Annotated in this window: 21 protein-coding genes; 3 read left to right on the forward strand and 18 right to left on the reverse strand. The window is 72.4% G+C overall.

Annotation, left to right across the window (positions count from 1 at the left end):
- Positions 1–54: 54 nt before the first annotated feature.
- The 8 genes from hemL to H283_RS26885 all read right to left on the reverse strand — a co-directional run bounded on the left by hemL (position 55) and on the right by H283_RS26885 (position 8055).
- On the reverse strand, positions 55–1392 hold the full coding sequence (hemL, locus tag H283_RS0118645) for a glutamate-1-semialdehyde 2,1-aminomutase (RefSeq protein WP_020145042.1): 1338 nt from the start codon (positions 1390–1392) through the stop codon (positions 55–57).
- 44 nt (positions 1393–1436) lie between these two features.
- Positions 1437–1922, reverse strand: a complete 486-nt coding sequence (locus H283_RS0118650; RefSeq protein WP_043650150.1) for a MarR family winged helix-turn-helix transcriptional regulator — start codon at positions 1920–1922, stop codon at positions 1437–1439.
- A gap of 35 nt (positions 1923–1957) precedes the next feature.
- Positions 1958–2923: a porphobilinogen synthase gene (gene hemB / locus H283_RS0118655; protein WP_020145044.1), complete on the reverse strand. Its 966-nt coding sequence runs from the start codon at positions 2921–2923 to the stop codon at positions 1958–1960.
- A gap of 12 nt (positions 2924–2935) precedes the next feature.
- Positions 2936–4585, reverse strand: coding sequence for a uroporphyrinogen-III synthase (locus tag H283_RS0118660; protein ID WP_020145045.1), 1650 nt, complete (start codon positions 4583–4585; stop codon positions 2936–2938).
- Complete coding sequence (gene hemC, locus H283_RS0118665) at positions 4582–5550, reverse strand: hydroxymethylbilane synthase (protein ID WP_020145046.1); 969 nt, start codon at positions 5548–5550, stop codon at positions 4582–4584. The genes H283_RS0118660 and hemC overlap by 4 nt, the downstream gene beginning before the upstream one ends.
- Complete coding sequence (hemA, locus tag H283_RS0118670; RefSeq protein ID WP_020145047.1) at positions 5547–6929, reverse strand: glutamyl-tRNA reductase; 1383 nt, start codon at positions 6927–6929, stop codon at positions 5547–5549. The genes hemC and hemA overlap by 4 nt, the downstream gene beginning before the upstream one ends.
- Positions 6926–7609 (reverse strand): redox-sensing transcriptional repressor Rex, encoded by a 684-nt coding sequence (locus H283_RS0118675; protein ID WP_020145048.1) that lies wholly within the window; start codon positions 7607–7609, stop codon positions 6926–6928. Before H283_RS0118675 ends, hemA begins: the two co-directional genes overlap by 4 nt.
- A gap of 143 nt (positions 7610–7752) precedes the next feature.
- Positions 7753–8055, reverse strand: coding sequence for a thioredoxin family protein (locus tag H283_RS26885; RefSeq protein WP_020145049.1), 303 nt, complete (start codon positions 8053–8055; stop codon positions 7753–7755).
- Between the two features lie 165 nt (positions 8056–8220).
- On the opposite strand from H283_RS26885, the gene H283_RS0118685 reads away from it, so the two are divergent.
- Both H283_RS0118685 and H283_RS0118690 read left to right on the forward strand, forming a co-directional pair.
- Positions 8221–8976 (forward strand): RNA polymerase sigma factor, encoded by a 756-nt coding sequence (locus tag H283_RS0118685; protein WP_051103691.1) that lies wholly within the window; start codon positions 8221–8223, stop codon positions 8974–8976.
- Between the two features lie 362 nt (positions 8977–9338).
- Positions 9339–10646 (forward strand): DUF5667 domain-containing protein, encoded by a 1308-nt coding sequence (locus H283_RS0118690; RefSeq protein WP_020145051.1) that lies wholly within the window; start codon positions 9339–9341, stop codon positions 10644–10646.
- 61 nt (positions 10647–10707) lie between these two features.
- Here H283_RS0118690 and H283_RS28490 read toward each other — a convergent pair whose 3' ends face one another.
- The 6 genes from H283_RS28490 to H283_RS0118720 form a co-directional block, all read right to left on the reverse strand.
- Positions 10708–12603, reverse strand: a complete 1896-nt coding sequence (locus H283_RS28490) for a 1-acyl-sn-glycerol-3-phosphate acyltransferase (protein WP_020145052.1) — start codon at positions 12601–12603, stop codon at positions 10708–10710.
- Positions 12600–13646 carry an NAD-dependent epimerase/dehydratase family protein gene (locus H283_RS0118700; protein ID WP_043650178.1) on the reverse strand — a complete coding sequence of 349 codons (1047 nt, stop codon included), beginning with the start codon at positions 13644–13646 and terminating at the stop codon, positions 12600–12602. The genes H283_RS28490 and H283_RS0118700 overlap by 4 nt, the downstream gene beginning before the upstream one ends.
- Before the next feature lie 293 nt (positions 13647–13939).
- The gene (locus H283_RS27330) at positions 13940–14038 is read right to left on the reverse strand and encodes a 30S ribosomal protein bS22 (RefSeq protein WP_003792170.1); all 99 of its coding nucleotides are present in this window, start codon (positions 14036–14038) and stop codon (positions 13940–13942) included.
- A gap of 226 nt (positions 14039–14264) precedes the next feature.
- Complete coding sequence (locus H283_RS0118710) at positions 14265–14465, reverse strand: helix-turn-helix domain-containing protein (protein WP_020145054.1); 201 nt, start codon at positions 14463–14465, stop codon at positions 14265–14267.
- Between the two features lie 184 nt (positions 14466–14649).
- Positions 14650–15966 carry an aspartate--tRNA(Asn) ligase gene (aspS, locus tag H283_RS0118715; protein WP_043650154.1) on the reverse strand — a complete coding sequence of 439 codons (1317 nt, stop codon included), beginning with the start codon at positions 15964–15966 and terminating at the stop codon, positions 14650–14652.
- Between the two features lie 507 nt (positions 15967–16473).
- Positions 16474–17670: an acetoin utilization protein AcuC gene (locus H283_RS0118720; protein WP_028785732.1), complete on the reverse strand. Its 1197-nt coding sequence runs from the start codon at positions 17668–17670 to the stop codon at positions 16474–16476.
- A gap of 50 nt (positions 17671–17720) precedes the next feature.
- Between H283_RS0118720 and H283_RS0118725 the strand changes: the two genes are divergently transcribed.
- Entirely contained in the window at positions 17721–18389 is a 669-nt protein-coding gene (locus H283_RS0118725; protein ID WP_020145057.1) for a TrkA family potassium uptake protein, read from the forward strand.
- 95 nt (positions 18390–18484) lie between these two features.
- On the opposite strand, the gene H283_RS0118730 is transcribed toward H283_RS0118725, so the two are convergent.
- The 4 genes from H283_RS0118730 to H283_RS0118745 form a co-directional block, all read right to left on the reverse strand.
- On the reverse strand, positions 18485–19012 hold the full coding sequence (locus tag H283_RS0118730) for a GNAT family N-acetyltransferase (RefSeq protein WP_020145058.1): 528 nt from the start codon (positions 19010–19012) through the stop codon (positions 18485–18487).
- Positions 19013–19104: 92 nt separating this feature from the next.
- Positions 19105–19617 (reverse strand): N-acetyltransferase, encoded by a 513-nt coding sequence (locus tag H283_RS0118735; protein ID WP_020145059.1) that lies wholly within the window; start codon positions 19615–19617, stop codon positions 19105–19107.
- Between the two features lie 15 nt (positions 19618–19632).
- Entirely contained in the window at positions 19633–20439 is an 807-nt protein-coding gene (proC, locus tag H283_RS0118740) for a pyrroline-5-carboxylate reductase (RefSeq protein ID WP_020145060.1), read from the reverse strand.
- Positions 20440–20452: 13 nt separating this feature from the next.
- A complete protein-coding gene (locus tag H283_RS0118745; RefSeq protein WP_020145061.1) occupies positions 20453–21403 on the reverse strand; it encodes a proline dehydrogenase family protein in 951 nt (316 codons plus the stop codon).
- Positions 21404–21497: the final 94 nt, after the last annotated feature.

The following is a 21497-nucleotide window of genomic DNA, read 5'->3' on the forward strand; positions in this document are numbered from 1 at the left end:
GACGGGTGGCGCGGGGTCGGTGTGCGGGTCAGTCCGCCGGATCAGTCCGCCGGATCAGTCCGCGGAGGCAGCCGCGCGGGCGGCGGCCGGCAGGGCCGCCAGCACGTGGTCGACGGCCTCGTCGTCGTGCGAGGCCGAGACGAACCACGACTCGAAGGCGCTCGGCGGGAGGTGCACGCCCTGGCTCAGCATCGAGTGGAAGAACCGCCGGAAGGCGTCGGTGTCCTGGTCCTTGGCGTCGTCGTAGTTCGCGACGGCCCCGTCGCGGAAGAAGACGGAGAACATCGAGCCGGCCCACTGGATCGTGTGCGGCACCGAGGCCGCGGAGAGCTCGCGCGCGACGGCGTCGGCGATCGTGTGCGAGACGACGTCGAGGCGCTCGTACACGGCGGGCGTGCAGCCCTGGAGCGTCGCGAGGCCCGCGGCGGAGGCGACAGGGTTACCGGACAGCGTGCCGGCCTGGTAGACGGGCCCCAGCGGAGCGAGGAGCGCCATGACGTCGGCACGGCCGCCGAAGGCCGCCGTCGGGAAGCCACCACCCATCACCTTGCCGAAGGTGAAGAGGTCGGGCGCCCCTGCGGCATAAGGGCCCTCGAGGCCGTAGAAGCCTGAGGCGCTGCACCGGAAGCCGGTCATCACCTCGTCGGAGACGAGCAGCGCGCCGTGCGCCCTGGTGACGCGGAGCAGTGCCTCGGTGAAGCCGGGAGCCGGCGGGACGACGCCCATGTTGCCGGCCGCAGCCTCGGTGATGACGGCGGCGATCTCGTGTCCGCGCTCGGCGAAGGCTGCCTCGAGGGCCGGGACGTCGTTGTAGGGCAGGACGATCGTCTCGCCGGCGCTCGAGCGCGGCACGCCGGCCGAGTCGGGGAGGGCGAAGGTCGCGACACCCGAGCCCGCCGAGGCGAGGAGGGCGTCGACGTGACCGTGGTAGCAGCCGGCGAACTTGACGACGACGTCGCGGCCGGTGAAGCCGCGGGCGAGGCGGATGGCCGACATCGTCGCCTCGGTGCCGGAGTTGACGAGGCGGACCTGCTCGACGGGCTCGACCCGCCGCACAATCTCCTCGGCGAGGCGCACCTCGTTCTCGCTGGGCGTGCCGAACGAGAAGCCGCGAGCAGCCGCCTCGGTGACGGCCGCGAGGACGTCGGGGTGCGCGTGGCCGAGGATCATCGGGCCCCACGAGCAGATGAGGTCGACGTAGCGCTTGCCGTCGGCATCGGTGAGCCACGGACCGGCCCCGCTCGCCATGAAGCGCGGCGTGCCACCGACGGCCCGGAAGGCGCGCACCGGCGAGTTGACCCCACCGGGGATCACCTCGCTGGCCCGGGCCAGGAGCGCGGCGGACGCCGGGGCGTCGGTGGTCGTCTGGACGGTGACGGGCTGCGAGCTCATGCACCCAGTCTCTCAACCGATGCTGGGTGCGCCCCGTCGGGTCGTCAGTGGCCGCTCGTGCCGTTCGGGTCGAGGTGGTCACGCACGATGGCCATGGCGTCGCCGATCGCCGTGAACTGCGTCGGGGTCATGATGTCGACGAGGTTGGCGCGCACGCTCTGCACGTGGACGCGCGCGATGTCGCCGACGGCGGCCAGACCACCGGTGGTCAGGACGAGCTCGACGCCGCGCTTGTCGTCGGAGCACTGCTCGCGCGTCACCCAGCCGCGGTCCTCGAGCCGCTTCGCGGTGTGCGTCAGCCGGCTGCGCGACTGGACGACCATGGCCGCGAGCTCGGACATCCGCAGCCGGTGGTTCGGGCTCTCGGAGAGCATCGAGATGATCTCGTACTCGCTCAGCTGCAGACCGGCGTCGCCGAGCGCGTCGTCGAGCGCACGCTCGAGCAGCCTCGTGCCGCGCAGGATGGCCCGCCACGACGCCTGTTCGGCATCGGTGAGCCACCGCACGCCGTCATCCCCTGTACCTGACATGTCAACCTCCTGCGATTGCACAGATGGTAGTGGTGTCAGGCGGTCCATTCGGTCACGTCGAGCGCGAAGTACGTCAGCACGACCTGGGCACCGGCGCGGCGGATCGAGGTGAGGGACTCGATCGCGGCGGCCCGGAGGTCGATCCAGCCGTTCGCGGCGGCCGCGTGGATCATCGAGTACTCGCCCGACACCTGGTAGGCCACGACCGGCACCGACGACCGCTCCGCCGCGGCCGCGACGACGTCGAGGTAGGACATCGCGGGCTTGACCATGACCATGTCGGCGCCCTCGGCGATGTCGAGGTCGATCTCGCGGAGGGACTCCACGATGTTGGCCGGGTTCTGCTGGTAGGTGCGGCGGTCGCCCTGCAGGCTCGACTGGACGGCCTCGCGGAAGGGCCCGAAGAAGGCCGAGGCGTACTTGGCCGAGTAGGCGAGGATCACGGTGTCGGTGAGGCCCTCGGCGTCGAGCGCCTCACGGATGACGGCGACCTGCCCGTCCATCATCCCGGAGGGCGCCACGACGTGGGCGCCCGCCCGAGCCTGCGCGACGGCCATCTCGGCATAGAGGAGGTTGGTGGCGTCGTTGTCGACGCGACCGTGCTCGTCGAGCACGCCGCAGTGCCCGTGGTCGGTGAACTCGTCGAGGCACGTGTCGGCCATGACGACGAGGTCGTCACCGACGGCGTCGCGCACGGCACGCAGCGCGACGTTGAGGATGCCGCCGGGGTCGACGGCCCCCGATCCGGTCGCGTCCTTGTCCTGCGGCACCCCGAAGAGCATGATCCCGCCGAGTCCGGCCGCGACGCAGCGGTGGGCCACCTCGACGACGCTCTCGAGCGTGTGCTGGTCGACGCCGGGCATGCTCGTGATCGGGCGCGGCTCCGTCAGACCCTCCCCGACGAAGACGGGCAGCACGAGGTCGCGCGGGTGCAGCCGGGTCTCGGCGACGAGGGATCGCAGGACGGGGGTCTGGCGCAGGCGACGGGGACGCTCGATCATCAGGGCCTCGTCTCAGCGGGCGCGGCGGCGCGAGGCCGGACGCTTGTCGCTGGGACGCTGCACCGCCTGGCCCGCCTCGGCCGCGGCGACGGCGAGGCCGACGCCGTGGCCGGCGAGCGCATCGACGAGGCTGAGGGCCGAGGCCTCGGGCGCGAGGACGTCGACCCGGAGGCCGTGCTCCTGCGCCGTCTTGGCCGTGGCCGGCCCGATGCACGCGACGACCGTTGCGGCGTGGGGCTTTCCGGCGATGCCGACGAGGTTGCGCACCGTCGAGCTCGACGTGAAGAGCACGGCGTCGTAGTCGCCGCCCTTGATGGCGTCGCGGATCGACGCGGCGGGCGGGGCGGCGCGGACCGTCCGGTAGGCCGTGACGTCGTCGACCTCCCAGCCCATGTCGCGCAGTCCGGCGACGAGCGTCTCGGTCGCGATGTCGGCGCGGGGCAGCAGCACGCGGTTGATCGGGTCGAGGACCTCGTCGAACTCGGGCCACGACTCGAGCAGGCCGGCGGCGGACTGCTCGCCCGCCGGCACGAGGTCGGGGTTGATGCCCCACTCGCGGAGAGCGGCGGCGGTGACGCCTCCGACCGCGGCGACCTTGAGGCCGGCGAAGGCCCGGGCGTCGAGACCGAACTCCTCGAAGCGCTCGCGCACGGCGCGCACGGCGTTGACCGAGGTGAAGCCGACCCACTCGTAGCGTCCGGTGACGAGGCCCTTGACGGCCTTCTCCATCTGCTGCGGCGTACGCGGCGGCTCGACGGAGATGGTCGGCACGACGTCGGCCGTGGCGCCGTAGCCGGCGAGCCGGTCGACCATGGAGCCGGCCTGGGCCTGCGTGCGCGGCACGAGCACCTTCCAGCCGAAGAGCGGCTTGGACTCGAACCACGAGAACTCGTCACGCAGCCCGACGTTGGGGGACACGACGGCGAGCGACACCTGCAGGGGCTCCTTGCCACCGAAGACCCCGTCGGCGTCCCCGAGGGTCGTCGCGACCGAGGACTGGCGCACGGTGGTGCCGTATGCCGTCAGCGCCACGAGGGCGTCCGCCGGACGTCCCGCAGCGCGCAGCGCGGCGAGGGCGGCGCGGATGCCCTCGGTGCCGCCGAGCAGCACGAGAGTGTCCGTGTCGGCCGCGTAGGCCGACCAGTCGACGCCGGAGCGGTCGACCCCGACGACGTGGACGGCCCCGGTCGACTTGGACGTCAGGGGCACGCCGGCATACGTCGGCCCGGCCGTGAGCGCGGACACCCCCGGCACGACGTCGTAGGTGATGCCGGCCTTGCGGCAGGCACGCACCTCCTCGACGAGGCCGTTGAAGGTCGCGGGGTCCCCGTCCATGAGGCGCACGACGAGGCCGCCGGGGGCGACCGACTTCGCAGCCTTGACGACGAGCTTGGCGCGCACCGCGTGGGTGAGCTCCTGGCCCTGCTCGCCGTGGCCGGCGTCGATGATCTCGACGTCGGGGCGGGCGTGCTCGAGCACGACGTCGTCGCGGGCGATCCGGTCGAGGATCACGACGTCGGCGGCGGCGAGCAGGTCGCGGCCGCGCAGTGTCATGAGGCCGGGGTCGCCCGGTCCGGAGCCGACGAAGGCGACACACGCCGGCGTCGTCGCGTGGGTGGGAGTCGAGTCCGTCTGCTCTGACGGCTGGCGGGAAGGAGTCACGAAACTTGCTCCGGTTGGTGTGGGGCGTGGTCTGGGGCAGGTCCAGCTGACGTGGCGACCTGGAGGTCGGCGGCGCCGTCCTCCAGCAGGATTCGGGCCAGGCGCGAGCCGAGAACGGCCGGCTCGTCGTAGGGCCCGACGAGTGAGCGGCGCAGCTCGACGGAGCCGTCCTCCGCACCGGCGAAGGCACGCAGCGACAGCTCGAGGCCGTCGTCGCCCTCGACGACCTCGGCGAGCGCCCCGACGGGGGCGGTGCACCCGGCCTCGAGCGTCGCGAGCAGCGAGCGCTCGGCCTCGACGCAGGCCCGCGTGTCGGGGTCGTCGAGCACGGACACGGCGGCCACGACGTCGTCGCGGTCGGACCGGCACTCGACGGCGAGGGCGCCCTGGCCGGGCGCCGGCAGCACCTGGATCGGGTCGATGACCTCGGTGGCCTCGTCGAGACGCCCGAGCCGTGCGAGTCCGGCGCGCGCCAGCACGACGGCGTCGAGCGCACCGGAGGAGACGAACCCGATTCTGGTGTCGACGTTTCCACGGATCGGACGGATCTCGATGCCGAGCCCGAGCGCTGCGATCTGTGCGGTGCGACGCGGCGAGCCGGTGCCGACGACGGAGCCCGCGGGCAGCTCGCCGAGAGTCAGCCCGTCGCGAGCCACGAGCACGTCGCGGCTGTCCTCGCGCACGGGTACCGCGGCGACGACGAGCCCCGGTTCGGGTGCCGTCGGGAGGTCCTTGAGCGAGTGCACGGCGACGTCGATGCGACCGTCGAGCAGGGCTCGTCGGATGGCTGCGGCGAAGACGCCGGTGCCACCGATCGCCGTGAGCAGCTCGCCCGAGACGTCGCCCTCCGTCGTGATCTCGACGAGCTCGACCTCGTGGCCGGCCTCGCGCAGCCGGTCGGCCACCCACCCGGACTGGGTGGTGGCGAGGGCCGATCGGCGCGTCCCGAGACGCAGGGCGGTCATGGCTGGGCCCGCTTCGGCGGCGTGGACACGTTGGCGACGTCCTTGGGCTCGAGGTCGAAGAGCTCGCGCAGGGCGGCCGCGTAGTCGTCGCCGCTTCCCTCCATCGCGAACTCCTTGACCCGCATGGTCGGCGTGTGGAGCAGCTTCTCGACGATGCGGTGCACGGCGAGGCCGACCTCGGCACGGGTGGCCTCGTCGAGGCCGGGCAGCCGCTGGTCGAGCCGCTCCATCTCGGTCGCCACGAGCGCGGCGGCTCGGGCGCGCAGAGCGGCGACGGTGGGCGCCACGGACTTCTCCATGCGGCGCGTCAGGTAGTCGGCGACCTCACCGGTCACGAGCTCGCGCACTCGGACGACCTGGGTGGTGTCGGCGCGACCCTCGAGCAGGAGCCCCAGCGACTGGAGGTCGACGAGCGAGACGCCCGGGACGGCGTGTGGCCAGGAGACGACGGGCTCGACGTCGCGCGGGAGGGCGAGGTCGACGACGACCTGGGGTCGACCCCCGCGGCGGCTCGCGCTCGCGGCCAGCATGTCGGCCGTGATGACGTGGCCGACCGCCCCGGTGCACGTGACGACGAGGTCGCTCTCGGCGAGGACGGCGGCCAGGTCGTCCCAGGGACGGGCGACACCGGACGTCGTCGCCGCGAGGCGCTCGGCACGCTCGGGCGTGCGGTTGACGATGGTGAGGGACCCGATGCCCTGGCGGCGGACGGTCGCGGCCGCAAGGCCGCTCATGCCACCGGCCCCGACGACCGCGGCGGCGACACCCTCGAGCGGGCCGAGGACCGCGGCGGCCTCCTCGAGGGCGATCTGCACGAGCGAGACGCTGTGCTGGTCGATGTCGGTCTCGGTGTGCGCCCGCTTGCCGACGCGCAGGGCGCCCTGGAAGAGCGCGTTGAGCGACTCCCCCACCTGACCGCGGCCCTGGGCCCCGGCGAGCGCGTCGCGCATCTGACCGAGGATCTGGGCCTCGCCGACGGCCATCGAGTCGAGCCCGCAGGCGACGGTGAAGGCGTGGGCGATGGCAGCGTCGTCGTAGCGCACGTAGAGGTGGTCGGCGAGCGCCTCGGCCCGGGCGGCGAGGGCGTCGGCGGGGTCGCCCGGCGGAAGGTCGGCGACGCGACGCACTCCCTCGGGCTCCTCGACGCCGGCAGCGAGGGCGAGCGCCTCACCGATGGCGGCGACGGCCGGGTGGAAGGCGGGCACCGACGCGTAGACCTCGAGGCGGTTGCACGTGGAGAGCACGACGGCCTCGGTGGCCGTGGCCGAGCTGAGCACGGAGGCGGCGATGGCCTCGGCGCGGCCGGGGCGCTCCGAGAGCGCCTCGAGCACCGACAGCGGGGCGGTGTGGTGGGACAGGCCGATGACGAGAAGGCTCATGGCGCGGCCACCGCCGACCGGAGGTCGCCCGCGGCCAGCGACTTGCGCTGGGCGTGGAAGGCGAGGATCTGCAGCTCGGTCGAGAGGTCGACCCGGCGTACGTCCACGCCGCTCGGGACGGAGAGCACCGCGGGCGCGAAGTTGAGGATCGAGCTGATGCCGGCGCCGACGAGGGCGTCGCAGACGGCCTGCGCGGCGGGTGCCGGCGTCGCGATGACGCCGATGGCGATGGGGTCGACGGCGTGGTGCTCGGTGAGCTCGGCGAGCGGGCGGATCGCCACACCGACGATCTTCTCGTCGGCGAGCGCGGGGTCGTCGTCGTAGAGACCGACGATGCGGAAGCCCTTGGTGACGAAGCCGGAGTACGAGGCGAGCGCGTGCCCGAGGTTGCCCATCCCGACGATGGCGACGGGCCAGTCCTCGGTCAGGCCGAGGGCACGGGAGATCTCGAGGGCGAGCGTCTCGACGTCGTAGCCGACGCCGCGGACCCCGTAGGAGCCGAGGTGGCTGAGGTCCTTGCGCAGCTGCGCGGAGCGCACCCCGACCTCGGCCGCGAGCTCTTCCGACGAGACCGACAGGACGCCGTCCTCAGCGAGGCGCGAGAGCGTTCGGAGGTACTCGGGAAGCCGCGCGACGGTTGCGTCGGGGATCTCGCGACGCAGTGCTGGGTCGGCGGACACTCTTGCTCACCGGCTCCTCTCGAACGAGGCGTTCTCCCACACGTGGAGCACGTGGGGACCCGATCAGGCTAGACGTTTGTGAACCCATGCACAAAGTTGACTTAAACGGCCTACCACGGCATGGGATGCCCCGGTGAGGCAGGTCACCGGAGCGCGGCGCGCAGGCGTGCCTCGTCGACCCGCCAGAAGTCGTGGCGTCGCCCGTCGACGAACGTCACCGGGATCTGCTCGGCGTAGCGCCGCAGCAGCTCCGGGTCGTCATCGACGGACTGCTCCTGCCAGCTCACGCCGAGCTCGCCCGCCACCCGCTCGACGACGGCGCGCGCCTCGTCGCACAGATGGCATCCGGCGCGCCCGAGGAGGACGACCCGCGGTGGGACCCCGGCAGCCGGGACAGCAGGAGGGTCTGGAGCGTCGAGGGGCTGCTCGCTCGTCATGCCGACCACTGTAGGCACGCGCACGGCGCCTGACGTCGGGTGCACCACAAAACGTCATGGGGGTCCCATGCGCGGGCGCATTCCGACAGACTGTCCACAATGCGCGCGAACAGGACGTCGGGTCGTCGGCCCCCACCTGTCCTCGCACCGGGAACGACCCCGGGGCGGGTGTCGATGACGCCTGCCTGCGCGGCACTCCCGGGCACGGTCCCGGCGATCCTCGCGCCCACGGCATACGCCCTGCCGACGTGGCGCTCGGCGCTCGACGCCATCTGGTCGGCCCTGGCCGACGCGGGCGCCGAGGGCGGTGGCCTGACCCGCACCTCCCCGGGCTCTCCGGGCACAGCCGGCTGGCGGCGGCACCCGGAGCGCGACGCCGACGAGCAGGCCCGCATCGCGGCCCTCGTCGAGCTCGCCCAGGGCGGCGACAAGGAGGCCTTCGCGCAGCTCTACGACGTCTACGTCGACACGGTCTTCCGCTACGTCCTCGTCCGGGTCGCCAACCGTGCGCTCGCCGAGGACCTCACGTCCGAGACCTTCCTCCGGGCGATGCGCCGGATCGACTCGTTCACGTGGCAGGGCAAGGACATCGCGGCGTGGTTCGTCACCATCGCGCGCAACCTCATCGCCGACCACGTGAAGTCGGCGAAGTTCCGCTTCGAGGTGGCGACCGCCGACATGCGTGACGCCGACGAGCGGGTCGACGCCCCCGACACCGAGGTGCTGACGCGGCTGCGCGACGAGCGCCTCGTCTCGGCGATCAAGGAGCTCGGTTCCGACCAGGCCGAGTGCATCACCCTCCGCTTCCTCCAGGGTCTCAGCCTCGCCGACACCGCGAAGGTCCTCGACAAGTCCGAGGGAGCCGTCAAGCAGCTCCAGCTACGGGCGACCCGGGCCCTGCGCAAGGCCCTCGAAGGAGTCGAGCTGTGATGCGCGTAACCCCACCGGCACCCTCGTCGTTCTCATGGCGTAGGGACGGTGCGTGTGGGCCCGGACCGACACTCGGCGCGCTGACCGGCGCGACCGTGGAACGTGTGAACGCAGGCGGCGGGGTGGCAGCGATGGCGGTGCTCCGGCCCCTGACGAACGACCCGCACCACCCACCCCTCGCCGCACCACGTGTCGTATGCCGTGCCGTGCCGTCCCAGCCGGGGCCGCCGGGTCGGGCGAGGGCGTCCGACCCGCCCTGACGGGACGACCGACGAGCAGGACCAGCACGACCAGACCAGCGAGCACGACCAGCCAGCACACCAGCACGACGGACCCACGGACTCGAGAGACGGAGGAGGGACATGGACATCGGGGCGAACGCCGACGGCGAGCTCCTCCAGCGCGCCCTCGAGGGCGAGCAGGTCTCCGAGCCCGGCATCCTCGAGCTCGTGGCGGTGCTGCACGCCGTGCAGGCCGTAGACCAGGCCGGCCTGGCGCCGCGGGCCGAGTTCGTCTCCGACCTGCGCGCCCGTCTGCTCGCCGACGACGCCACCGCGGTCACTCCGCTCCTCCCCCTCGCGCCCCCGGACCCGGACGACGGCGACGAGGGCGGACCCGCCGGGGCCGATGCCCTCGGTGACGGTCCGCGCGACGGTGGCACCGTGTCGATCCTGCGCGTCGCGGCGCGACCGCTGAAGTTCATCGCGACCGCGGCCGCCAGCATCCTCGTCATCGGCGGCGCCCTCGGCTTCGCGTCCCGCTCGGCCGTGCCCGGCGACGCCCTCTACGGCGTCAAGCAGCTGCTCGACCGGGCCGCAGTCCAGCTGGCGGGCTCCCGCTACGACGAGGGCCTGACCTACCTCGCCCAGGCGCAGGAGCACATCGCCGACGCCCGCGACCTCATCGACGGCGGCTCGCCGTCGACCCACGATCTCGACACGGCCTACGACGCCGCGACGGACGCGACCGGGCGCGCCCAGACCATCCTCATGGAGGTCTACCGCACCGAGCACCGCGCTGAGGCGTTGACCGAGCTGGCCGACTTCTACACCCGCGCCATCCCGCAGGTCGACGCGATGCGACCCCGGGTGCCCGCCGACTCGCTCGCGTCCTGGCAGCGTCTGCGCGACCTCCTCGGCGCGGGCCAGGTGGCCACCCTGAGGGAGCTGGCCGCCTGCGGTGTCTGCGGCGACCGGGCCACCCAGGCCCGGCAGACACTGGCACGACTGCCCGGTGCGGTCCGGCCCAGCAGCCCGGTGAGCGGCACGTCCGCCCCGGGCCCCGCGGCGTCCCGACCCGGGGCCACGACGACCCCACGGCCCACCGGTTCGGCACCGCGGCCCCCGGTGGTCTCGGTGACCGTCCCGGGCGGCGTGCCGGTGCCCGGTGTCTCCGTGCCCGGCGTCACCGTCACCGGCCGCGTCACCCTGCCCGGCGGCACGATCAACCTGCCCGGCGTCGGGGTGACGAGCTCGTCCGTGGGCGTCGGTGGCGGCGGCGTCACGCTCCCCGGTGCCACGGTCAGCCTGCCGGGGGTGGGCGTCACCTCCTCGACGATCGGGGTCGGCGGCGGCGGCGTCACGCTTCCCGGCGTGACGGTCTCGCTGCCGTCGGTGCCCATCGGCGTCCCCACGGTCCCGTTGCCGCTGCCGACCAAGGTCCTGCCCTGACCTGAACCCGTCCGGGTCGCTGCGCGTTTCCGCCGTGACCGGCGGTCACGGCGGGCACCGGTCAGAGGAAGACGGACTTGCGCTGCATGAGCAGGCTGTAGAGCGTCTGCTGGATCGTCTCGCGCACCTGGTCGGTGAGGTCGAAGACGAGCATGGGGTCGTCGGCGGCGTCGGGCCCGAAGCTCGTCGTCTCGATGGGCGGCCCGAACTCGATGAGCCACTTGCTCGGCAGCGGCACCATGCCGAGCGGGCCGAGCAGCGGGAAGGTGGGCGTGATCGGGGCGTACGGCAGCCCGAGCAGCCGCGCGACGGCGGGCATGTTGCCGAGGATCGGGTAGATCTCCTCGGCTCCGACGATCGACACCGGCACGATCGGCACGCCCGCGCGGAGGGCAGCCGAGACGAAGCCGCCGCGGCCGAAGCGCTGCAGCTTGTAGCGCTCGCTGAACGGCTTGCCGACCCCCTTGAAGCCCTCGGGCCAGACGCCGACGAGGGCGCCGCTGCTGAGGAGCCTCTCGGCGTCGGAGTTCGCCGCGAGGGTCGTGCCCGAACGCCGGGCCATGGTGCCGATGAAGGGCATCTGGAAGACGAGGTCGGCTCCGAGCATCCGCAGGTGCCGGTTGCGCGGGTGCTCGTCGTAGACGGCCACCTGCGTCATGAGGGAGTCCATCGCGACGGTGCCGGAGTGGTTGCCGACGACGAGGGCCCCGCCGACATCGGGGATGTTCTCGATGCCGCGCACCTCGACCCGGAACCACGAGCGGTAGAGCGGGCGCAGCAGCGGCAGGTGGACGTTGACGGTGTAGTCCTCGTCGAAGCCGAACTCGTCGACGACGTAGTCGCCCGTGAGCCGCCGCCGGAGGTAGGCGAGGGTCTCGGCGACCTGGCGCTCGACCTCCTCGGCGGGCACCCCCGCCGAGGTGGCGGCGGCGCGCAGCACGTTGACGGCGAGCTCGACGAGCTCGGCCGGGCCCGGGCGGGACTCCGAGCTGAGCTCGGCCCCGTCGAGCACCGCGCCGACGAGCCTCTCGGCGCGCGACTGCAGCCCCGACGTCAGCGCGTGCTCCCAGCCACCTCCGTCGCCGGCGGGCGTATGCCTCGTGGCCGGCTCGGTCTCGGGGCGGACGCCACGCGGGGCGGCCTCCTCGACCGGCGGGACGGCACGCAGCCGGGCGGGCTCCCCCGCGCCCGCACGACGCTGCGAACGCATCGACGCGCGGCTCGGCCTGGTCCGTGGCGGGGTGGGCTCGGCCGGCAGGGTGTCGCTGGGGTCGCCGGGCTCGGTGATGTCGGCGACCTCGAAGGCTTCGTCGGGCTCAGCGGGCTGGGTGGGCTCGGTGGGCCCGGTGGGTCCGGTGGGTCCGGAAGGCTCGGTCGAGTCGCCGGCGTCGGCCTGCGCGTTCGGGGCCTCGTCCCGCACGGATCGGCTCGACGGCGTCCGAGCGGTGCGGGACTCGGGCTCGGTCGGGCCCTCGGTCACCGCCGCCTCGATGAGGTCGTCGGCGACGGTGTCGGCGCCCGCGCCGGTCGCGAGGCGTCGCGCGGCGCTCACCTCGACCGGAGCAGTGGGGATGAGGGGCGTGCCCGCGCGGCGTCGACGCTCGCCCGAGGCCCGGGCCGCTCCGGCAGCGAAGGCTCCCCGGGCCGGGCGGCCCGAGGTCGCGGCGGGCCTCTCGCTCGTGACCGCGGCCGACTCGGCGGCCTTCGTCGCCGGCGCGGTCCTCTTCGCCGTCTTCGGAGTCTTCGCCGCCTTCGGAGTCTTCGTCGCCTTCGCCTTGGCCGCCTTCTCCTTGGCCGCCTTCGCGGACGTCGCCTTTCTCGGCTTCGTCGTCGTCGGCTTCGTGCCCGCCGACTTCTTCGGTGCGCCCGTCGTGGAGGTCGACGGCGCGGACGTGGCCGTCGTCGGCTCGGCCTCGCCGGACGTCGAGTCGGCGGCCTTGCTCGGGTCGGCGCTCACGGCTGGATCCTGTCGAAGACGCGGGAGAGGGCTGCGGCGGTGCCGCCGGCAGCGTCGCTGACGACCTCGCCGACACCTTCGACGCCGGGCACGGCGGGCCGCAGGTGACGCGCGTAGTCCTCGAAGGCCTCTCGCGTGGTGAAGTGCGGCTCGAACTCGAGGACGGAGCGCATCCGGGTCGTGTCGAGACCGCGGCCGAAGGCGAGGAAGGTCAGCTGGTCGGAGGAGAAGTCGGCGAAGCCGCTGCGCTTGACGATGTTGCCGATGAGACCGGCGGCCGAGAGCGGCACCGGGACGACCGGGCGCCGAGCGATGGCGGTGCACTGCGTCACGGTGAGGAATCCGTCGCCGGCGACGTTGACGATCCCGGCGGGGGGCCCTGTGGTCGCGAGGATCATGGCTGCCGTGGCGTCGTCCTCGTGGATGAACTGGAAACGGGCGTCGTAGCCGAGCGGGATCGGCACGAGTGGCAGCGAGAAGTAGTCGGTGATGGCCGTGTGGATGCTCGGTCCCACGACGTTGGCCAGGCGCAGCATCGTGATCTCGACGTCGGGCCGGCGCCGCGAGAAGCCCCGGACGTAGCCCTCGACCTCGACGGAGTCCTTGCCGAAGCCGGTGCGCGGCAGGGTCTTGGGGTTCATGTCCTCGCTGAACATCGCCGGGTCGCGGGGCGAGGAGCCGTAGACGGCAGCGGAGGACTTCACGACGAGCCGCGAGACCGACTCGGACTTCTGGCACGCAGCGAGCAGCTGCATCGTGCCGATGACGTTGATCTCCTTCTGGGTCACCCGGCCGCCGGAGTCCTTGGGCGTCGCGATGACGTTCATGTGCACGACCGTGTCGACCTCGGCCTGCGCCATGATGCGCCCGATCATGGGGTTGCGGATGTCGGCGCGCACGAACTCGGCACGGCCGATGGAGTGCTTCGGTGGCACGACGTCGACGCCGAGGATGCGCTCGATCGACGGATCCGTCGAGAGCCTGCGGGCGTAGAGGCCACCGAGGTAGCGGGACACCCCCGTGACCAGGACGACCTTGGCCATCGGATCCTCCTGTCGTCGGTCGGTGCGGACGTCGTGCACGGGCGCTGCTCGAGCGAACTCGAGGGTGGCGCGGGCTGCGGAGGAGTTCTCGCTCCCCCGCCCTCGCAGCCTACCGAGACCCTGCTCGATCCGTACCCGGGCGCGGCCCCGGATGGTCCGATGTGTCGAGGCTCTCCATGGGCGTTCGTCGAGGCTCGGTGTCCGACCGACCCCGGGAACGCGAACGACCCCCACCGGAGGTGAGGGTCGAGAGCGTGCGGGGCGATGCCGCCGGTCTACCTGAGCTGGTCAGGTCACTTCTTGTTGCGACGCTGGTGGCGCGTCTTGCGCAGCAGCTTGCGGTGCTTCTTCTTCGCCATCCGCTTGCGGCGCTTCTTGATGACAGAACCCATGTTTGTCCTTGTCGTGAGACGTGTCCTCGAACTGAGCTGGTGCCGACCTGCGTCGACACCCCTCGGAGAGGGGTAGGTCGAACTTCACGAGCCGAACAGGCTCACAGGGTAGCGCGTGCGGGCTCCCTACCCCAAAAGCATCAACGAGCCCACCTGCGCCGACGCCGAGGGGGCGGCCGGACCGGGTGGTCGCGGCCGCCCCCTCGGGTGCGTGGTGACGCTGCTGTCACGCGGTGTCGATGTAGGACGTCTGGAGGTACTTGTGCACCGCATCCTCCGGAACCCGGAAGGAGCGGCCGACGCGTACGGCCGGAAGGTCTCCGCCGTGGACGAGCCGGTAGACGGTCATCTTCGACACGCGCATGATCGAGGCGACCTCGGCGACGGTCAGAAACCGCACCTCGGCGAGCTGGCGCTCATTCGACATGTGTTACCCCGATCTTCGGTGGGTTTGCACCCGCGCGTCGACGGCTTCCCCTCCGGCGAAACTGCACGCAGGTGCAAGAAGCAACATTAGGGGCAGATGTGACTGGAGGGGAAGCGAACGAGAGAACGAATCGATCACGCGCAACTCGACACGCCGGTGGGATCACTGTGGATCTCCCGGCTCGTCATGGCTCCAGGCGATGGAGGTCGCGCGGGAAGAGGGTCACCTCGCGGATGTTCTCGGCACCTGTCAGCCGCCCGACCCACCTTTCCAGACCGATGGCGAACCCGCCATGCGGAGGCATGCCGTGGGCGAAGGCGTCGAGGTAGCCGGCGAGGACCGCGGGGTCGGTCCCCGTGCGAGCCATCGCCGCTGCGTAGTCCGAGGGTCGGTGCAGGCGCTGCCCTCCGGTCGTCAGCTCGAGCCCGCGGAAGAGCAGGTCGAAGCTGTTGCTCCACCGCTCGTCGCCCGGCTGCGGGTGCGTGTAGAACGGCCGCTTGCCCATCGGATAGCCCTCCACCGCAAGGAAGTCCGAGCCGTATGCCGTCTTCGCCCACTCGCTGAGCGCGCGTTCGTGCGCGGGGCTGAGGTCGGGCTCGTCCGGGTCCGCGCCGACCTTCGCGAGGGCGTCGCTGAAGTGGATGACGGGGAACTGCTCCGGCACTTGCGGCAGCTCGACGCCCAGGAGCGCAGCGGCGTCGGCGGCATACTCCCGAATGCCCTCGACCATGCCCGCGATCGCCTCGCGCAGGACGGCGAGCACGTCGTGGTGGTCACGGATGAAGCCGAGCTCGGCGTCGAGCGAGGTGTACTGCGCGAGGTGGCGCACCGTGTCGTGCGGCTCGGCCCGGAAGACCGGGCCGACCTCGAAGACCCGCTCGAAGACCCCGACGAGCATCTGCTTGTAGAGCTGCGGGCTCTGCGCGAGGTAGCCCGTGCGTCCGAAGTAGTCGACCGTGAAGACGTTGGCGCCCGACTCGGTGGCCGTGCCGACGAGCTTCGGGGTGGCGATCTCGGTGAACTCGAGGCCGCCGAGCGCCGCCCGGAAGCCGCGCATCGACGCGCTCGCGAGCTGCCAGGCAGCCCGGTGGCGCGGATGGCGCAGGGTCACCGCCGCGTGGTCGAGGTGGGTGGGCAGCCCGGCGCCGAAGGTCGGGCGCCACAGCTCGGTCGGCGGGGCGACCGCCGGCTCGGTGAGCGCGGTGACCGCGGGTTCGACGACCTCGGCACCGCCGGGGGCCGACGCGTTGGCCGACACGGTGCCGGTCACCTCGACGACGGTCTCCTCGGGCAGACCCGAGAGCTGGTCGACGGTCTCGCGGTCCTTGACGACGACCTGGGCCAGGCCCGAACGGTCGCGTAGCACGAGGAACGTGACGCTCGCGAGGACGCGGCGCCGGTGGATCCAGCCGGCGAGGGTGACCCGCTCGCCGGGCTCGACGGACGCGAGGTCCCGCGCGAGCACGCGCGGAGCAAGGGTCGTGGGTTGGGTCGGTTGCATTCCGTTCACCTCCAGAGGGTTGGTGCCCCGGAGGTGTGGGCGATGGGGAATGTCGCTGTGCCACCACACCTTCGCCGCCGCGGATCGCGGTCGGCCTCTGGTTGTGCTCGGCTCAGGATCGTCAGGCCCGTCGTCGCCGTGCGCCAAGGTTAGGCGCAACACGCACGCCCAGCCAACCCGGTTACCAGGCGGCGGCGCCGGCGAGCGGGACCTAAACCACCACGCGGAGGCGCCGGCGTCGCCTGGACGCAGCGCAGGGAGCGAGGAACGAGCGAGCGAAGCGGAGGAAGGCGACGCCACCGGGCGCCGCCGCCCGCGCCGGAACGGAGTGAGGCGCAGAGGACCCAGAGCCGCGGCGCCGACGGTGCCTGGACGCAGCGCAGCGAGCGAGGAACGAGCGAGCGGAGCGGAGGAAGGCGACGCCTGACGGGCGCCGCGGCACGCGCCGCAGCGAAGCGAGGCGCCGACAGCAGGGCACGCGCCGCAGCGAAGCGAGGCGCCAATAACTCAGTCGAAGTGGACGTCGAGCCCGTGCAGCGGGAAGACGGCCGTGCGGGTGGCCATGACGGCGCGGTCGACCTCGCTCGCAGGGTCGTAGCCCATCTCCCACGAGCGCCACCAGAGCGGCCCGTCCTCAGCGGTCAGGTCGCCCATCCGTCGCGGACCCGGACGGCCGAAGATCTGCTCGACGTGGGCGCGCCAGTCCTCGGGGACCGCGGTGCTCGTCGGGATCGGGGCGTGGGCTGCGATGGCGGTCAGGTGCGTCCACGTGCGGGGCACGACACCGATGACCTCGTAGCCGCCACCGCCGAGGGCCACCCAGCGGCCCTCGCACACCTCGTGCGAGAGCCGGTGGAGCGCGTCGGCCGCCGCCCGCTGGGCGTCGACCGTGACGGCGAAGTGCGCGAGGGGGTCCTCCGCGTGGGTGTCGCAGCCGTGCTGGGTGACGAGCACGTCGGGTTTGAAGGCACGGATGAGCGGCATGGCGACGGCGTGCAGGGCGCGCAGCCAGCCGGCGTCGCTGAGGCCGGGCGGCAGCGCGACGTTGACGGCGGTGCCCTCGGCGTCGGGGCCGCCGACGTCGCTCGGCCATCCGGTGCCCGGGAAGAGAGCTCGGCCGGTCTCGTGGACCGAGATCGTCAGCACCCTGGGGTCGTCCCAGAAGATCCGCTCGACGCCGTCGCCGTGGTGCACGTCGACGTCGACGTAGGCGACGCGTTCGGCGCCGTGGTCGAGGAGCCACTGGATGCCGACGGCGATGTCGTTGTAGACGCAGAAGCCGCTCGCCTTGCCCCGCATCGCGTGGTGCAGGCCGCCGGTGAAGTTCACGGCGTGCTCGGCCTCGCCCTCCCAGACGGCGCGACAGCTGTCGACCGTCCCCGACACGACCCGGGCGCTGGCATCGTGCATGTCGACGAAGGCCGGGTCGTCCTCGGTGCCGAGGCCGTAGGCCTCGTCGGCGGCAGAGGGATCGGTCGACGCGGCCTTGACCGCGGCGACGTAGTCGTCGTCGTGGACGGTGGCCAGCAGCTCGTCGGTGGCCACCTCGGCACCGACCACCTCGACGCCGTCGACGTCGAAGACCCCGAGGGCGTCGCAGAGCCGGGCCGTGAGGTCCAGGCGAGCGGGCGCCATCGGGTGCGTGGGGCCGAAGTCGTACCTCGTGAAGGAGGCGTCCCAGACGACCCGGGCCTGAGTTGGCATGATTGAGACGCTATCGCGGAAACGCGCCACGGACGACGGAGGTAACACCCATGGGCCGCAACCGGCTCTTCGACGACGACGTCATCGTCATCGGGCTGGGACGCTTCGGCTCGGCCGTCGCTCTCGAGCTCACCAAGCTCGGCCACCGGGTCATCGCCGTCGAGCGCGACAACGCCATCGCCGAGAGCTACGTCAACAAGGTGGCCAAGGTCGTGCACGCCGACATGGCGCAGTCGACGGCGCTCGACATGATCCGCCACGCGGAGCCGCGGATCGCGATCGTCGGCATCGGCTCGTCCGTCGAGTCGTCGGTCCTCGCGGCTGCCAACCTCGTCGACGCGGGCGTCCCCTCGATCTGGGCGAAGGCCCTGTCCCCCGAGCACAAGCGCATCCTCGACCGCATCGGGGTGCACCACGTCATCTCGCCCGAGGCCGACTCCGGTCGCCGCGTGGCCCACCTCGTCAACGGCAAGATGCTCGACTACATCGAGTTCGACGACGGTTTCGCCATCGTCAAGCTGAAGCCGCCGGCCGAGACGATCGGCTTCACGCTCGAGCAGAGCCAGATCCGCCGCAAGTACGGCGTCACCGTCGTCGGCGTCAAGGCTCCCGGCGAGGACTTCACGTATGCCGTCCCGCAGACGAAGATCTCGGCGCACCACATGCTCATCGTCAGCGGGCCCGTCGAGCTCATCGAACGCTTCGCCGCGCGCCCCTGAGGACGGGCTCGCCTCCGGCACAGACGAACCCACCGTCCCGAGCGCGGGGGCGGTGGGTTCGTGACGTGCCTGGTGGCCGGGGGCGCGCCGCCGGCTCAGAGGCGCAGCGTCGGTCCGTTGTCGGCGCCGAGCGGCAGGACCATGGCGATCTCCTCCTCGCCGTCCTCCTCGCTGACGACACCCATCGGCCGGCGGTAGTCGGTGGGGCGGAACCCCATCCCGCTCGCGAAGGCGACGGCGCGGCCGTTCTCGGTGCCGACCCAGTAGACGAGGTGGGAGTGGCCGCGCTCGGCCGCGAGCGAGGCGCCGTCCTTGACGAGGTGGGTGGCGACGCCGGAGCCGCGGGCCTCGGGACGCACCCACAGCCCGAAGAGCTCGCCGGCCGAGCCGTCGCTCTCCTTGGCGGTGCCCACGCTGACCACGCCGACGGCGCGGCCGTCGCGCTCGGCCACGAGCCGTGCGGAGCGCTGCATGCGTTCACGCCAGAAGTCCTCGTCGTAGGACTCTTCCTCGTCGACCGAAGCCACGAATGCCTCGGGCGATTCACGCAGTGCGGCGAGGCGGACGGAACGGTAGTCCTCCCAGTCGTCCTCGCCGAGGGGACGCACGGTGATGTCGCTCATGGGTCCACCTTCGCACGACAGCCTGTCGGACCGCACCCGCGGGCCGGTGAACGTTCGGGTGCGCCTCGGGACCGACTGGCCGACAGGGTGACTCAGAAGCGGTGGACCATCTCGATCTCGCGCAGGTCCGGGCGCCGCGGGTGGTCGTGGACCGCGCCGGTGCGCACGAACCCGCACCGAGCGTACAACCCCTCGGCGACCGTGTTGGAGCTCGTCACCTCGAGCACGACCTCGGTCTTGCCGAGGCGCCTCGCCTGCTCGAGGACGGCCCGGACCAGCGCCTCGCCGACACCGCGACCGCGGGCCTCGGGTGCGACGTACATGCCGAACAGCGTTGCGGTCGTGGCCCGTTCGGGCTCCCAGTGGGAGCCGAGCCCCGCGCTGCCGAGCACCCCCGAGGCGTCGCGGGCCTGCACGAGCCAGGCGCCCTCGATCCGCTCGCGCCAGTCGGCCTCGTCGTAGGCGGCCTCGTCGGCGTAGGTGAACCAGAAGGCGTCGGGGGCCTCCTGAAGCATCGCGAGCCGGACGTCGCGGTGCGACTCCCAGTCCTCCGGCGAGACGGGGTGCAGGTGCAGACGCTGGTCGTGGGTGTGAGGCTCGGCCATCACCCCACGATGCCTTCAGACCTGGCCGGACGCCAGCTGTTTCGAGCGCGCCGCCGCAGCCTCGATGGCCGTGACGAAGGCGGCCCGGACCTTGTGGTCGTCGAGCTGGCGCAGCGCCGCCACCGTCGTGCCGCCGGGCGAGCTGACCTGCTCGCGCAGGACCGTCGGGTGCTCGCGGGTCTCCTTGAGCATCGTCGCCGCCCCGTAGAGCGTCTGGACGACGAGCTCGGTGGCCGTGGCGCGCGGCAGACCGAGCACGACGCCGGCCTCGATCATCGCCTCGACGACGTAGAAGATGTAGGCGGGGCCGCTGCCGGAGATCGCCGTGACGGCGTCGAGGTGCTTCTCGGCGAGCCGGACGACCCGGCCGCACGAGCTGAGCAGCGCCTCGGCCTCGGCGAGGTGGTCGTCTGTGCAGTGGCTGCCGGGCGAGATGCCGGCCATGCCCTGGTCGACGAGCGCCGGGGTGTTGGGCATGACGCGGATGACCGACGTGCCCTCGGGCAGCCGCGACTCGAGGAACTCCGTCGTGATGCCGGCAGCCAGCGAGATGACGGCGTTGCCGGGGGCGACGTGGTCGTGGATCTCGTCGAGCAGCGCCGCCATGTCCTGCGGCTTGACGCAGAGCACGAGCGTGTCGGCGACGTCGGCCGCCTCGGGGTTGGCCAGCACGCGCACCCCGTGACGCTCGGCGAGCGCGTTGACCTTCTCGGGCGTGCGTCCCGTGACGAGGAGGTCGCCGGGCGTGCGGCCCGAGCGGATGAGGCCGGAGACGAGGGTCTCGCCCATGACCCCCGCACCGAAGATGGCCGTCGTCGTCATCGTGGGTCTCCGCTCAGCTCTTGGTCGCGACGCCGCGCAGGAAGAACATGACATTGGCGGGCTTCTCGGCCATCCGGCGCATGAGGTAGCCGTACCACTCCTGGCCGTACGGGATGTAGACGCGCATCTGGTCGCCGCGGTCGGAGATGCGCTTCTGCTCCTCGGGCCGGATGCCGTAGAGCATCTGGTACTCGAACGACCTCGGGTCGCGACCGGCCTGGCCCGCGAGCGCCCCGGCGATCTCGATGAGCCTCGGGTCGTGCGAGGCCACCATCGGGTAGCCCTCGCCCTGCATGAGGATCTTGAGGCACCGGACGTAGGACTTGTCGACGTCGGCCCCGGACTGGAAGGCGACCGACTCGGGCTCCTTGTAGGCGCCCTTGCAGAGACGGACGCGGGACCCGGCGTGGGCGAGGTCCCGGCAGTCGGCCTCGGTGCGGTAGAGGTAGGCCTGCAGCACGGCCCCGACGGTCGGGAAGTCGGCCCGCAGGTCACGCAGCGCGTCGAGGGTCAGGTCGGTCGTCGTGTGGTCCTCCATGTCGAGGGTCACGGTCGTGCCGGCCTGACGGGCCAGCTCGCAGATCTCACGGGCGTGGTCGAGCGCGATGGCGTTGCCGTCACCCGGCAGCGCCTGCCCGAGCGCGCTCAGCTTGAGCGAGACCTCGACGGAGCCACCCTCGGTGAGGCCCTGGTCGCGCAGCGCGGTGAGCAGCGAGAGGTAGGCGTCGCGCGTGTTCCGGGCCTGGGCGAGGTCGGTCGTGTCCTCGCCGAGGTAGTCGATCGTCGAGAGGCGGCCGGACGCCGCGATCTCGGAGGCGGCCCCGACGACGTCGGCACGCTCGGCACCGGGCACGAAGCGCTTGACGACCGAGCGCGACACGGGCGCCTTCTCGATGACGTCTCGGATCTTCTCCTGCTTGGACAGCTGCAGGAGCGAGTTGCGCAGCAGGTCGCTGGCGTCCACGGGGGCCTCCGGGTGGTGCTCGGGATGTCGCTCGGGTCACGGCGGCGGACGGTGGTGACCGTCCCGCCGGGCAAATCTACCGCCGCCGGCAGCC

It is taken from the genome of Terracoccus sp. 273MFTsu3.1, assembly GCF_000383675.1.
Classification (GTDB): domain Bacteria; phylum Actinomycetota; class Actinomycetes; order Actinomycetales; family Dermatophilaceae; genus Terrabacter.